Below are 13,165 nucleotides of genomic sequence, written 5' to 3'. Positions count from 1 at the left end.
CTCAGCGGCCCTGGAAGTCGGGGGGACGGTTCTCCAGGAAGGCCGTGATGCCTTCTTTGGCGTCTTCGGTGGCGGTCAGCTCGACCAGTTCGCCGAGCAGGTGGGCGACCTGGTCTTCCAGGGGGCGGCCCTCGACCGCGAAGAAGGCGTCGCGGCCGCGGCGCAGGCCCACGGGGCTCTTGGACGCGATGACCCGGGCGAGGTCGTCGACGCGGGCGTCCAGGTCGGCGCGCGGGACGACCTCGGTGACCAGGCCGATGTCGCGGGCCTCGGCGGCGGTGATGCGGGAGCCGGTGTAGTAGAGCTTGAAGGCGTGCTTCGGGGCGACGTTCCGGTTGATGATCGCCATGATCATCATGGGCCAGAGGCCGACGTTGACCTCGGGGGTGGCGAGCTTGACGTCGTCCGCGGCGATCACCAGGTCGCAGGCGGCGGCGAGGCCGAGGCCGCCTGCCACGGCGTGCCCGGAGAGGCGCGCGATGATGGGTTTGCCGAGCTTGGGGAAGGCTGTGAAGAGGCGGAACGGGGCGCTGTCGCGGATAGCGGCGGCGTCGGCGACCGGCCGTCCGTCGGCCTGGGCCCGGCCGAGGCCGCCCAGGTCGGCACCGGCGCAGAAGGCGCGGTCACCGGCCCCGGTGAGGACGATCACCCGGACGTCGGCGTCGGTCTTGGCGCGGTCGAACGCGTCCAGGAGCTCCTCGATCATCTGGTCGCTCAGCGCGTTCCGCGCCTCCGGCCGGTTGAGCGTGATCGTGGCGACCCGCTCCGCCACCTCATAGATGATCGCCTCGTACACGCGCCCTCCTGGATGGGGAACGGGCGGGACGTAAAGTCCCGCCCGTGACGACCGAGGTCGCTAAAGCCTTTCAATAATCGTGGCGTTGGCCTGGCCGCCGCCCTCGCACATCGTCTGCAGGCCGTAGCGGCCGCCGGTGCGCTCCAGCTCGTGCAGCAGCTTGGTCATCAGCACGCCGCCGGTGGCGCCGAGCGGGTGGCCGAGGGCGATCGCGCCGCCGTTGGGGTTGGTCTTCTCCAGCGAGGCGCCGGTGTCGGCCGCCCACGCCATCGGGACCGGGGCGAACGCCTCGTTGACCTCGAAGACGTCGATGTCGTCGATCTTCAGCCCGGCGCGGTCCAGGGCCTTCTCGGTGGCGGGGATCGGGCCGGTCAGCATGTAGACCGGGTCGGAGCCGCACACGGCGAGGGTGTGGATGCGGGCGCGCGGGGTGAGGTTGTGCCGCTTGACGGCCTCCTCGGAGGCGATCAGCACCGCGGACGAGCCGACGGAGATCTGCGAGGCGACCGCGGCGGTGATCCGGCCGCCGTCCCGCAGCGTCTTCAGGCCCGCCATCTTCTCCATCGTGGTGTCGGGGCGGGCGCCCTCGTCCTTGGCGAGCCCGGCGATGGGGGCGATCTCCCGGTCGAAGTAGCCGGCCTCGATCGCCTTGGCGGCGCGCTGGTGGCTCTCCAGCGCGAACCTCTCCAGGTCCTCGCGGCTGAAGCCCCACTTCTCGGCCATCAGCTCGGCGCCGCGGAACTGGGAGATCTCCTGCATGCCGTAGCGCTCGGCCCAGCCCTCGCCGTACGGGAAGGGCATCCCCTTCTCCAGGGCCATGGCGACGGACGACCCCATCGGGACGACGGCCATCTGCTCGACGCCGGACGCGACGACGAGGTCCTGGGTGCCGGACAGGACGCCCTGGGCGGCGAAGTGGATCGCCTGCTGGGACGACCCGCACTGCCGGTCGATCGTCACGCCGGGCACGGACTCCGGCAGCCCGGCCGACAGCCACGCGGTGCGGGCGATGTCGAGGGACTGCGGGCCGACCTGCATGACGCAGCCCATGATCACGTCTTCGACCGCGGAGGGGTCGACGCCGGTGCGGTTGACGAGCTCCTTGAGCACGTGGGCCCCGAGGTCGGCGGGGTGGACGTCCTTCAGGGCGCCCTTCTTGGTACCGACGGGGGTACGGACCGCGCCGACGATGTAAGCCTCGGCCACTACGCCTCCAAAATCTGGGGTTCCGTCCCTAAACCGAGTGGGATTCGGTCTGTCAGTATGAGATTACATCGCTCACGGCGCAACGCCATGTGAGCTGGGTCTCGGGGACCCTACGCCCCGCGCTCGGCGGGCCCGGACTCGGGGCTCAGGACCTTGCCGTCCGTCTCGTCGCCGAGGGACGCCTCGGCGAGCCTCGTCAGGACGTCGGCCAGCTCGGGATGCTCCTCGGGCGCCCAGCCGTCCAGGTGCCGGGCGAGTCCGGCGCGGCGGGCGGCGAACAGGCGTCCGGCCACGGTCTGCCCCGACGCCGTGATGGCGAGGATCCCGTCCTGCCGCTGGACGTATCCGGCATCAACGAGCAGGTCGACGTACGGGCGCCCGTGTTCGACGGGGACACCGGCGCGGGCGGCGAGTTCCTGGCCGCTGACCGTCTCGTCCTTGGCGATCCGGCACAACGCCCAGACGCTGCCCGCGGGCAGCGAGACGCCTGAGAGCGCGGCCAGCCGGTCGTACAGTTCGAACGCCTTCGCGTCCTTGCGCATGAGTTCGCTCAGCGCGCGCTCTATCTCGTGCCTGGACGAGCGGACCGTCGGCGCCGCGCCGAATCCCTCCCCGTAGTCGCGCGTCTGCCCGGTCGCCCGCAGCGGGACCTCGCGCAAGAACCAGGTCAACACGAATGCCGCCGCCGCTACTGGGACCGCCCAGAAGAACACCGAGTCGATCGACTGCGCATAGGCGTGCAGGACGTCCTGCTTCACCGCGGCCGGGTACTTGTCGAGCAACTGGGGGTTCCCCTGGATGGCCGCCGGGTCGAACCCAGGCGGCAGGGCCCGCGCCAGATCCTCGACATGCCCGGCGAGCTGATTACTGAAGACCGAGCCGAACACCGCGACACCGAACGACCCGCCGATCTGCCGGAAGAACGTGACACCGGATGTGGCCGAACCGAGGTCCTCGTACGTCACCGCGTTCTGGACGGCGATGACGAGCACCTGCATGACGAGCCCCAGCCCGAAACCGAGCAGCGCGAACCGCAGGCTCATCGTGAGGGTGGACGACCCCTCGTCCAGCCCCGAGAGGAGGAACATCGCCAGCGCGATGATCGGGGTGCCGACGACCGGGAAGATCTTGTAGCGGCCGAACCGGGTGATCAGCTGCCCGGACCCGATCGAGCTGACCAGCATGCCGAGCATCATCGGCAGCAGGTAGACGCCGGACAGCGTCGGCGAGACGCCGTGCACCACCTGCAGGAAGATCGGCAGGAACGTCAGCGCGCCGAACATCGCGAAGCCGACGGCGAAGCTGATCGCGGCGCCGAGCGAGAACACCGAGTTCGCCAGCAGCGCCGGCGGCATGACCGGCTCGGCGGCGCGGCGCTCGACGAGCAGCCACACCACGATCAGGACCACCGAGCCGGCGGCGAGCGCGACGATCGGCGCGGACAGCCAGTCGTAGCGTGTCCCGCCCCAGGTCGTCATCAGCACGAGCCCGACCGCCCAGCCGACGATCAGCAGCGTCCCGAGGTAGTCGATGCGGTGCCGTTCCCGCTCCCCCGTCGCGGGCAGCACGGCGGCGATCACGGCGAGCGCCACGACCCCGATGGGCAGGTTGATGTAGAAGACCCAGCGCCAGGACAGGTTGTCGACGAACCAGCCGCCGAGCAGCGGCCCGCACACGCTGGCCACGCCGAAGACCGCGCCGAACAACCCCTGGTAGCGGCCGCGCTCGCGCGGCGGCACCACGTCCCCGACGATCGCGACGACGAGCACCATCAGCCCGCCGCCGCCGAGGCCCTGCAGGGCGCGGAACCCGATCAGCTCGGTCATGTCCTGCGCGAGACCGCACAGCGCCGACCCGATCAGGAAGAGGACGATGGACGCCTGGAACAGCCGCTTGCGCCCGTACTGGTCGCCGAGCTTGCCCCACAGCGGCGTCGACGCCGTGGACGCCAGCAGGTACGCCGTCACGACCCACGACAGGTGGTTGAGCCCGCCGAGATCGCTCACGATCGTCGGCAGCGCCGTGGACACGATCGTCTGGTCCAGCGCCGCCAGCAGCATGGCGAGCATGAGGGCGCCGAGGATGACGTACAGGTCCCTGCCCTTCGGCATGACCCGCTCGTCCCTCGCCGTCGTCGCCGCCGTCATGCCGCCGTCCCCCTGCCGCCCAGTTGACGGGTGTGTGCCGGGGGAGATCTACCCATGAGCCGGGCGAGATCACCCAGCTCGGGCGGCAAGGTCGGAAAAGGTCAGCGCAGCAGGTCGCGGGCGACCTTCGCGGCGCCGATCGAGGCGGCGACGCCGGCGATCCCAACCGCTCCGGCGGTGACCCACAGCGGCAGCCCCCTGCGGGTCTTCAGCCCGCTGGCGAGGTCCATCGAGTCGACCGCGAGGCCGAGCCGGGCCCACAGCCGGCGCCCGGACTCCTCGCCGCTGAGCAGGTAGCCGGCGCCGAGGGCGATCTCCCGGGCGGCGAACATCCGGACGACGTAGTCGCGGCCCGGGTGCGCGTCCCCGCCCAGCCCCGTCAGCTTCACCGTCAGCTTCGGCGCGGCGAACGCGGCGAGCCCGAGGGCGACCCGTCCACGCGCCAGGTTGGTCATCATGTCGTCGACCTTGTCCCGGTCGTCCACTTCCTTCACATCTGCCACAAGAGGGAGATTATCCGCCCCCACCCCGCACGCGCCGACCCGTCTATCGTTCAAGGAGGCGGCACTCCCCCGGAATGAAGGTGGCCATGGAAGGCATCCTCACCCTCGTCGTCGTGTCACTACTGGCCGCGTTCTGCGTGCGCTGGGCTGCGGTACGGCTCCGGCTGCCGATGCCCACCCGGATCGCGGTGATCACGGTGTTCGTGCTCGTCGCCCTCGCGATGTACGGCAACCATGTGCGGGGCTGAACCGCGCGGTGGAACAGGACCGCGCGGCCGGACGTCGCATCTGAACGGCCGGAGAATTTCCGCGGCCGATTTCCGAACCTCCCGGCCCGGCGGCGAGTCATAACAGGCGAAACCGGCTTCACGCCCGTTCGACGTCCCGCCGAGGACGATGCGCCTCACCCGGCCCCCGGGTGGGATCCCCGGGGCGCACCCCGCGGCGGACGCGAGCGGTACCCCGTCCGGCGAAGCCGGCCCGAGCCGAGGGAGAACACCCGTGCCGCATCCGGCGATCGCCGTCCAGGAGACCGGGGGCACGATCGCCCCGCATCTGAGGCGCCTGCTGGAGTTCGTCGAACCCGACCGGGACGACGTGTGCCTGGACGTCGCGCGCGGACGCGGCCCCATGCCCGCCGCGCTCGGCCCGCAGGTCCGCCACATGACCGCGGTGGACGCCATGCCCGTGCCGGCGGCGTCCGCGACCGGCCGGTCCGGGGGGCGGGACGGCGGCCGCATGGAGACGGTCGAGTTCGGGACGGGCCCCGTCCGGATCACCGGCGGCGCCCGCGACGGCGACCACGTGCCGTCGTCGGTGACGCGCGAGGACCGCAGACCGTGGGCGGGCGGCCCGGACCGGCGCACGACGATCAAGGCGGACGCCACCGCGCTGCCGTACCGGGACAACGCGTTCTCCCTGGTGACGGCCCGGTTCTCGCTCTACAACCTGGGCGATCCCGATCATGTGCTGCGGGAGCTGCTGCGGGTGTGCCGGCCGGGCGGGCGGGTGGTCATCGCCGACCTCGTCCGCGGCAACCTCGCCGGCCCCGAACGCGACCGGATCGAGCGGCTCCGCGACCCCGACCATCCCGGCACCCCGTCCATCGCCCGGCTCACCGAGATGATCACCTCGGCGGGCGGCAGCATCCGGCGGCTCGACGTGTTCACCGTGGAACGTCCCGCGGAGCCGTGGCTCGCCGGGGCCCGCGACGACGCCGCGGCCGACCGCATCCGCATGGCCCTGCTCAACGAGGTGGACGGCGGCCCGAAGACCGGTTCGAAGCCCCGCATCATCGGCGGCGAGCTCTGGTTCACCCAGTCCTGGGCGCACGTCGCCGCGGAACCGATCCCCTAGGGAACGAGAACGGCCGCGCCCGTGAAGCGGTCCGCGGCCAGGTCGCCCAGGGCGCGGTCCGCGTCGTCCAGCGCGTAGGTGTGCGTCGTGACGGCGACGTCGAGGCGCGCGGCGAGCATCAGGAACTCCTCGCCGTCCGCGCGGGTATTCGCCGTCACCGAGCGGACCTGCCGCTCCTGGAACAGGTACCGCTCGTAGTCCAGGGACGGCACGTCGCTCAGGTGGATCCCGGCGATGGCGCACGTCCCGCCGCGGTCGAGGCGTTCCAGCGCGGTGGCCACCAGCTCCCCCGCCGGCGCGAAGACGATCGCCGAGTCCAGCGGGGCCGGGGCCGCGTCGAACGAGTCGCCCGCCCAGGACGCGCCGAGGTCGCGGGCCAGCTCGCGGGCGGCCGGGCTCCGGGTGAAGACGTGCACGTCGGCGCCCTCGGCGACGGCGATCTGGGCGGCCAGATGAGCGGAGCCGCCGAACCCCCAGATGCCGAGCCGCCCCCCCGGCGGCAGGGCGGAACGGCGCAGCGCCCGGTACCCGATGATCCCCGCGCACAGCAGCGGGGCGGCTCGCACATCGTCCAGCTCGGGGGGCAGCGCGTAGGTGTAGGCGTCGACGGCGAGCGCGTAGTCGGCATAGCCGCCGTGCGCGTCCCAGCCGGTGTAGACCGAGGCCGGGCACAGGTTCTCGGCGCCCCGGCGGCAGAAGCGGCAGGCGCCGCACGTCCCGCGCAGCCACGCCACGCCGACACGGTCACCACGACGATGCAGAACGCCGGGGCCCGCGCCGGCGACCTCCCCGACGATCTCGTGGCCGGGCGTCACGCCCGGCAGGTGGACGGGCAGGTCGCCCTCGGCGACGTGCAGATCCGTCCGGCAGACGCCGCAGGCGAGCACGCGGACCAGCAGCTCGCCCGGGCCAGGTGAAGGCACGTCCCGGTCGGCGCGCCGCAGCGGCCCCGCCGCGATCGGGGACGGCTTCTCGACCACCCACGCGCGCATCGCGGTCAGGACGGCGTCAGCGGCAACTCGAACCAGACGGCCTTGCCGTCCGAGATCGGCCGGGCACCCCACCGGGTGGCGAGCTGGTCGACCAGGTACAGGCCGCGCCCGCCCTCGTCGGTCTCGCCCGCGCTGCGGATGCGCGGCAGCCGCATGTCGGAGTCGAACACCTCGACCCAGATCGCGTCGGCGCCGCGCCGCAACCGGAGCCGGAACTCCTTGGTCGGCGGCTCGCGGCGACCGAGGTCGGCGCCGAGGTTCCAGTCGTCCTCGCCGAAGTCGCCGCCCTCGAACGCACCGGCCTCGAACGAGTCGGCGGACGTCCCGGTGCCGAACTCGGTGTTGAACTGGACGGGCGGCGGCGCGCTCAGCGGCTCACCGCCCCGTCCGGGCGGCCCGGCCGGGACCGGGACGACCATCTCGCGGCGCGGCGCCGGGGTGGCGGTGGCGTGCAGGACGACGTTCGTGACGACCTCGGAGACGAGCAGGCAGGCGAGTTCGGCCTGCTCGTCGAGCATCCCCCAGGTCGCGAACGCGTCGGCGGCCATCCGGCGGGCCTCCGACACCATGATCGGCTCGGCGGTGAAGGTGCGCTCCTCCACGGCCAGTTCCTCGCCGGCGGTGCGGATCACCACAATGGCGACGTCGTCGTCGATGTCGCCGGGCACCGCGTCGTAGGCGGCGTTGGCGATCGCCTCGACGCCGGCGCGCGCGACCTTGGCGACGGCGGTGCGGACGAGCTCCCGCGACTCCTCGCGGGTGTAGTAGTCGCCGTCGTCCTTGGGCCGCCGGTCGATGAGGCCGTCGGTGTAGAGGACGAGGGTCGAGCCCGGCTTCAGCTCGGTCGTCTCCTCGTTGAAGAGGATCTCCCCGCCCATGCCGGGGGCGCGCAGGCCGAGCATGCCGCCCTGGCTCTCGAACGCCAGCTCGCCGACCTCGCCGTCCACGATCAGCAGGGGCGGGTCGTGCCCGGCGTTGGCGAACTCCAGGACGCGCGACCACGCGTCGTACACGAAGTAGGTGCAGGACACGAGCGGCGGCCGGACGAGGTCGTCGCTGTTCCAGCCGGACCGCATCCGCTCGGGCCGCGTCATCGTCCGGACCCACTCGTCCAGCTTGCGCAGTATGTCGGCGGGCGGCTTGTCGTCCTGCGCGAAGGCGCGCAGCGCAGCGCGGAGCTGGCCCATGACGGCGGCGGCTCGGGCGCCGCGCCCCTCCACGTCGCCGATGACGAGGCCGACGCGTCCGGCCGACAGCGGGATGACGTCGTACCAGTCGCCGCCGACCTGTGTCTGGATGCCGTGGCCGTGCGACTCCAGCGGGCGGGCCGGCTCGTACCGCCAGGCGATCTGCAGGCCGTCCAGCGGAGGCGGCCGGTCGCCGGGCAGGAGGTGCTTCTGGAAGGCGAGCGCGGTGTCGCGCTCCTCCTCGAACAGCAGCGCGTTGTCGACGGCGAGCGCGACCCGGCTGGCGATGGCGCCGATCAGGTCGCGGTCGAAGCCGTCGTAGTGCGGGTCGGGCCGCTTGGACAGGTTCGACAGGGCCAGGCTCATCACGCCGAGCAGCTCGCCGCGCACCAGGAGCGGCGCGGAGATCACCGAGGTGATGCCCATCTCGGTGCCGAGCCGCTGGGACGACTCGGTCGGCGCCGCGAACCGGTGCTGGATCATGTCCTCGACGAGGATGGCGTCGCGGCGGTCCATCGCCTTGGCGCTGAAGTGGCCCGGCGGGTAGGACACGGGCTCGCCGACGTCGGCCCAGGTGCCGGGCGGCGGCTCCCAGCCGCCGGCGTGCCGGGACACCCGCCGGTAGAGCCGGTCGCCGCTGTAGAGGTCGATGAAGCAGTGGTCGGCGAACTGCGGGACGAGGGTGTCGGCGACGCGCCGGAGGGTGCTCTCCAGCTCCAGCGACCCGGCGAGCCGCTCGCCGATCCGCTCCATCAGGCCGTAGCGGTCCTGCTCGCGCTGGTTGGAGCGGAGCGCCTCCCGCGCGAAGATCACGGTGCCGTCGACCGCACCGGACGGGTGCCGCAGCGGGACGGCGTGCGCGCGCGTGTAGACGGTGGTGCCGTCCGCGCGCAGGTTGCAGAAGGTCCCCTCCCAGACACCGCCCTTGAGGACGTGCTTGGCCAGCTCGGTGGCCTGCTCGTGGTCCTCCTCGGCGATGCCCAGCGACAGGATGGAGTGGCCGATGATCTCGTCGCCGCCGAAGCCGAACAGCTGGCGGGCGAAGGCGTTGCCGTAGATGACGTTGCTGAAGCGGTCACAGACGATGACCGCCATCTCCATCTGGTTGAGGACGGTCTCGGGCGGCAGATGCGCCTCGTCAGGCGCTTCCCCCCAGTGGTTCATCTCCCCATCCCGATAACAGTCGCGATCCTCGCCCCGATGATCACCGCGCGTCGCGGCACGGACGTCGTACGTGTTTGCCTCGTCGTATTGAACGACGAACCGGCCGCTGGGATACGCCCTGGAGACACGAAGCTGTGGAGATCTTCGGTATAGACCGTCGAGGCGGGTGCGCGCACGCCGTTCGTGTCAGCGCTGGCTGACGAAGACGTGCTCGGCGATGTCGCGCCGCAGCTCGGTCGCGGGACTGTCGTCCTCGTCGTCACTGATCACCCGCACCCCGTCGTCGGTCGCCCGGAGAATCACCTCTCGTCCCGGTTGTATCCCTATCTGCTTGAGTCTAAGCATCAGGTCGCTGTCGCTCTGCACCTGCTCGCTGATCCGCCGGATCACCGCGGCCGCGCCCGCCGGGCTCGCCACGGCGGTCATCACCGAGAGCGGGGCGGAGTCGGCGTCGTCGCCGTGTCCGCCCAGTTCGTCCAGGCCGGGAATGGGGTTGCCGTGCGGGCAGGCGGTCGGGTTGTCCAGCAGCGCGACGAGACGCCGCTCGACCTCCTCCGACATCACGTGCTCCCACCGGCACGCCTCGATGTGGACGTCCTCCCAGGGCAGCCCGATGACGTTGACCAGCAGACATTCGGCGAGGCGGTGCTTGCGCATGACGCGGGTCGCGAGACCGCGTCCGCTATCGGTCAGCTCGAGGTGCCGATCGCCTTCGACCCGCAGCAGCCCGTCGCGCTCCATCCGCGCGACCGTCTGGCTCACCGTCGGGCCGCTCTGGGAGAGCCGCTCGGCGATGCGCGCGCGAAGGGGAATGATCCCCTCCTCTTCCAGCTCGAAAACCGTCCGGAGGTACATCTCCGTGGTATCGATCAGGCCGTGTGAGGTCACAGCTCCCTCCAGTCTTATTTGCAGAAGTCTACTTGCATCGGCCCCGGGTCGCCGGGGCACGCGAATATCCCTCTGAAGCCGGGTACAGGGGAACGCAAGATGAACGCGAAACCTTCCCAGGACGCGGAACCGTTCCTGCCGGAGACGCCCGAGGAACGATCCGATCTCGACGCGCTGCGCCGGGCCGCCGCGGACTGCCGCGGCTGCGGCCTCTATGAGAACGCCACCCAGACGGTCTTCGGTGAGGGCTCGCCGGGCGGCCGGGTCGTGCTCGTCGGCGAGCAGCCCGGCGACCAGGAGGACCGCAAGGGCCACCCGTTCGTCGGCCCGGCCGGACGCGTCCTCGACCGGGCGCTGGAGGAGGCCGGGATCGAGCGCGGCGACGTCTACGTCACGAACGCCGTCAAGCACTTCAAGTTCAGGCGGCAGGAGGGCGGCAAGCGGCGCATCCACGAGGCGCCGAACGCCGGCGAGATGCGGGCGTGCCGCCCCTGGCTGCTGGCCGAGCTGCGGCTCCTCGATCCGGACGTTGTGGTCGTGCTGGGCGCCACGGCGGGCAGGGCGCTGCTGGGCTCGTCGTTCCGCGTGACGAAACAGCGCGGGCGCCTGCTACCGCTGCCGGATCTGGAGACGATAGGGACCCCTGCCGCCGCGCGCGAGATCGGCGACGAGCCGCCCGGCGAGGCCGACACGCGGCTGCTCGCGACCGTCCACCCGTCCGCGGTCCTGCGCGCCGAGGACCGCGACGCGATGTACGCCGGGCTGGTCGACGACCTGAAGCTCGCCGCCTCAGCCCTCCGCTAGGACGTGGGCTCGCCGCGGGGTTCCGCGCTCGGCGATGACACCGGCACGGTCTCGGCGGTGCGGGTGTCGTAGCGGAGCAGGGCGGGGACGGCGAATCCCGCCACGACGACCAGTGCCGCGCAGGCGAGGCCGCCGCCCACCCAGGACGCGGTGGCGCCGGCGACGCTCGCGGTCGCGCCCGCCCGGACGTCCCCGAGCCGGGGCCCGCCCGCGACGACGACGGTGAACACGCCCTGGAGACGTCCGCGCATCCGGTCGGGTGCGTAGGTCTGCAGCATCGACTGGCGGAAGACCGACGACACGAGGTCGGCCGCGCCGCCGACGGCGAGCAGCACGACCGCGAGCCACAACCGGTGGGACAGCCCGGCGGCCGCCACCGCCAGCCCCCAGATCGCGATGGCCGTGACCAGGGCGATCCCCTGCTTGTGCACCCGCCCGATCCAGCCGGACGACAGCCCGCCGGCGAACGCGCCCACCGCGATCGCGGCGAACAGGTAGCCGACCGCCCCCTCGCCGCCGAACCGTGTCTCGGCCACCTCGGGGAACAAGGCGCGCGGCATGGCGATCGCCATCGCGATGATGTCCACGACGAAGGACATGAGCAGGACGGGCTGCGTGACCAGGTACCGGAGCCCGTCGAAGACCGACCGCAGCCCCGGCGAGCCAGTGACGTCGCCGAGCGGCGGGACCGGCGGCAGGCGCAGCGCCGCGTACAGCACGACCGTGAACAGCACGGCGTCGAGCGCGTACGCCGCCGCGTAGTGCCAGTGGGCCAGGAGCACACCGGCGAACAGGGGCCCGGCCAGCATCCCGAACTGGCTCGCGGTGAAGTTGAGCGTGTTGGCCGCCGGGACGAGCGGCCGGTCGATCAGCCGGGGAATGATCGCGCTGCGGGTGGGCGAGGACACGGCGAAGCCGACCGCCTGGAAGGCCACCACTCCCATGATCAGCGCGAGGCTGCCGACGTCCAGCAGCGCCTGGACGAGCAGCAGCAGCGTCGCCGCCCACATGACGCAGGAGGAGGCGAACAGCAGCCTCCGCCGGTCCATGTGGTCGGCCACCGCGCCGCCCCAGAGCCCGAACACGATCAGCGGGACGAGGTTGACGATGCCCAGCACGCCCACCCAGAAGGACGACCTCGTCATGTCGTACACCTGGACGGGCACGGCGACGGCGGTCACCTGGAACCCGACGAACGAGACGCCCTGCCCCAGCCACAGCCGCCGGTAGGCGGGGTGGCCCAGCGGCCGGGTGTCGATCGCGAGCCGCCGCAGGCGCCCGCGGCGGGCCCCGGCGCGGGGTCTCGCGGGTTCCTCCGGTTCGGAGTCGCCCTGCTCGGAGGACTCGGTGGTGTCAGGACGGTCGGCGGGGGTTCGGTGCTGTTCCGCTGTCACGGGGACAGTCTCTCCAGCACCCACCCCTCCTTGTCGTCCGGGGCCGTGCGCCGGTAGCGGATTCGATCATGGAGGCGGTCGGGACGGCCCTGCCAGAACTCGATCGACTCGGGGGCCACGCGGTAGCCGCCCCAGAAGTCCGGCAGCGGGACGGCGTCGGCGGCGTCCTCGTCCGGCGCCCCCGGCGGCCGGCCCTCCGCCGGGTCCGGCCAGCGCTCGGCCAGCTCGGCGTAGCGGCGCTCCAGCACGTCCCGCCCGGAGATGACGCCCGACTGCTCCTCGCTCGCCCAGGCCCCGAGCCGCGACCCGTACGGCCGGGTCCGGAAGTAGGCGGCCGAATCCTCCCGGGACAGCCGGAACACCGGCCCCGCCACGCGCACCTGCCGGTACATCGCGTGCCAGGGGAACACGAGCGCCGCGCGCGGGTTCTCCGCGAGGTCGCGGCCCTTGTGGGACGAGAAGTTGGTGAAGAACCGGAAGCCCTGCGGCCCGTACCCCTTCAGCAGGACCGTGCGGGCGCTCGGGACACCGTCGCCCGACGCGGTGGCGAGCACCATCGCGTTCGGCTCGATCAGCCCGGAGGCGTGCACGTCGGCGAACCACGCGGCGAAGAGGGCGAGCGGATCGGCAGGGAGCGCCGACTCCGACAATTCGCCCCCCTCGTAGGATCTGCGGAGCCGTGCGGGATCGGGCGTTGGGGAATCCACAGCGTCAGAGCCTCTCACCTG

12 protein-coding genes are annotated in these 13,165 nt (G+C 72.2%); 3 read left to right on the top strand and 9 right to left on the bottom strand.

Annotation, left to right across the window (positions count from 1 at the left end; translation table 11 throughout):
* Position 1: 1 nt before the first annotated feature.
* From ACQPXG_RS07045 to ACQPXG_RS07030, 4 genes are all read right to left on the bottom strand, one after another.
* Positions 2-796 (bottom strand): enoyl-CoA hydratase-related protein, encoded by a 795-nt coding sequence (locus ACQPXG_RS07045; RefSeq protein ID WP_433466801.1) that lies wholly within the window; start codon positions 794-796, stop codon positions 2-4.
* Between the two features lie 60 nt (positions 797-856).
* The gene (locus ACQPXG_RS07040) at positions 857-2,002 is read right to left on the bottom strand and encodes an acetyl-CoA C-acetyltransferase (protein ID WP_433466800.1); all 1,146 of its coding nucleotides are present in this window, start codon (positions 2,000-2,002) and stop codon (positions 857-859) included.
* Positions 2,003-2,112: 110 nt separating this feature from the next.
* Complete coding sequence (locus tag ACQPXG_RS07035) at positions 2,113-4,149, bottom strand: MFS transporter (protein WP_433466799.1); 2,037 nt, start codon at positions 4,147-4,149, stop codon at positions 2,113-2,115.
* A gap of 101 nt (positions 4,150-4,250) precedes the next feature.
* Positions 4,251-4,652 (bottom strand): hypothetical protein, encoded by a 402-nt coding sequence (locus ACQPXG_RS07030; protein ID WP_433466798.1) that lies wholly within the window; start codon positions 4,650-4,652, stop codon positions 4,251-4,253.
* Positions 4,653-4,738: 86 nt separating this feature from the next.
* On the opposite strand from ACQPXG_RS07030, the gene ACQPXG_RS07025 reads away from it, so the two are divergent.
* Together ACQPXG_RS07025 and ACQPXG_RS07020 are read left to right on the top strand one after the other, a co-directional pair.
* The gene (locus ACQPXG_RS07025) at positions 4,739-4,900 is read left to right on the top strand and encodes a hypothetical protein (RefSeq protein ID WP_433466797.1); all 162 of its coding nucleotides are present in this window, start codon (positions 4,739-4,741) and stop codon (positions 4,898-4,900) included.
* A gap of 253 nt (positions 4,901-5,153) precedes the next feature.
* Complete coding sequence (locus ACQPXG_RS07020) at positions 5,154-6,008, top strand: class I SAM-dependent methyltransferase (RefSeq protein WP_433466796.1); 855 nt, start codon at positions 5,154-5,156, stop codon at positions 6,006-6,008.
* On the opposite strand, the gene ACQPXG_RS07015 is transcribed toward ACQPXG_RS07020, so the two are convergent.
* The 3 genes from ACQPXG_RS07015 to ACQPXG_RS07005 all read right to left on the bottom strand — a co-directional run bounded on the left by ACQPXG_RS07015 (position 6,005) and on the right by ACQPXG_RS07005 (position 10,239).
* Positions 6,005-7,000 carry a zinc-dependent alcohol dehydrogenase family protein gene (locus ACQPXG_RS07015; RefSeq protein WP_433466795.1) on the bottom strand — a complete coding sequence of 332 codons (996 nt, stop codon included), beginning with the start codon at positions 6,998-7,000 and terminating at the stop codon, positions 6,005-6,007. The two genes, ACQPXG_RS07020 and ACQPXG_RS07015, sit on opposite strands and share 4 nt — an antisense overlap.
* A 5-nt stretch (positions 7,001-7,005) precedes the next feature.
* The gene (locus ACQPXG_RS07010; RefSeq protein ID WP_433466794.1) at positions 7,006-9,351 is read right to left on the bottom strand and encodes a SpoIIE family protein phosphatase; all 2,346 of its coding nucleotides are present in this window, start codon (positions 9,349-9,351) and stop codon (positions 7,006-7,008) included.
* 186 nt (positions 9,352-9,537) lie between these two features.
* On the bottom strand, positions 9,538-10,239 hold the full coding sequence (locus tag ACQPXG_RS07005; protein ID WP_433466793.1) for a metal-dependent transcriptional regulator: 702 nt from the start codon (positions 10,237-10,239) through the stop codon (positions 9,538-9,540).
* 99 nt (positions 10,240-10,338) lie between these two features.
* On the opposite strand from ACQPXG_RS07005, the gene ACQPXG_RS07000 reads away from it, so the two are divergent.
* The gene (locus tag ACQPXG_RS07000; RefSeq protein ID WP_433466792.1) at positions 10,339-11,043 is read left to right on the top strand and encodes a UdgX family uracil-DNA binding protein; all 705 of its coding nucleotides are present in this window, start codon (positions 10,339-10,341) and stop codon (positions 11,041-11,043) included.
* Here ACQPXG_RS07000 and ACQPXG_RS06995 read toward each other — a convergent pair.
* Positions 11,040-12,437, bottom strand: a complete 1,398-nt coding sequence (locus ACQPXG_RS06995) for an MFS transporter (RefSeq protein WP_433466791.1) — start codon at positions 12,435-12,437, stop codon at positions 11,040-11,042. The genes ACQPXG_RS07000 and ACQPXG_RS06995 overlap by 4 nt on opposite strands.
* Positions 12,434-13,144: a pyridoxamine 5'-phosphate oxidase gene (gene pdxH, locus ACQPXG_RS06990; protein WP_433466790.1), complete on the bottom strand. Its 711-nt coding sequence runs from the start codon at positions 13,142-13,144 to the stop codon at positions 12,434-12,436. Before pdxH ends, ACQPXG_RS06995 begins: the two co-directional genes overlap by 4 nt.
* Between the last annotated feature and the right edge of the window lie 21 nt (positions 13,145-13,165).

It is taken from the genome of Spirillospora sp. CA-128828, assembly GCF_050945415.1.
Lineage (GTDB): Bacteria > Actinomycetota > Actinomycetes > Streptosporangiales > Streptosporangiaceae > Spirillospora.
The sequence above is the reverse complement of the archived record's forward strand: the minus strand, read 5'-3'. Positions and strand labels throughout refer to the sequence as shown.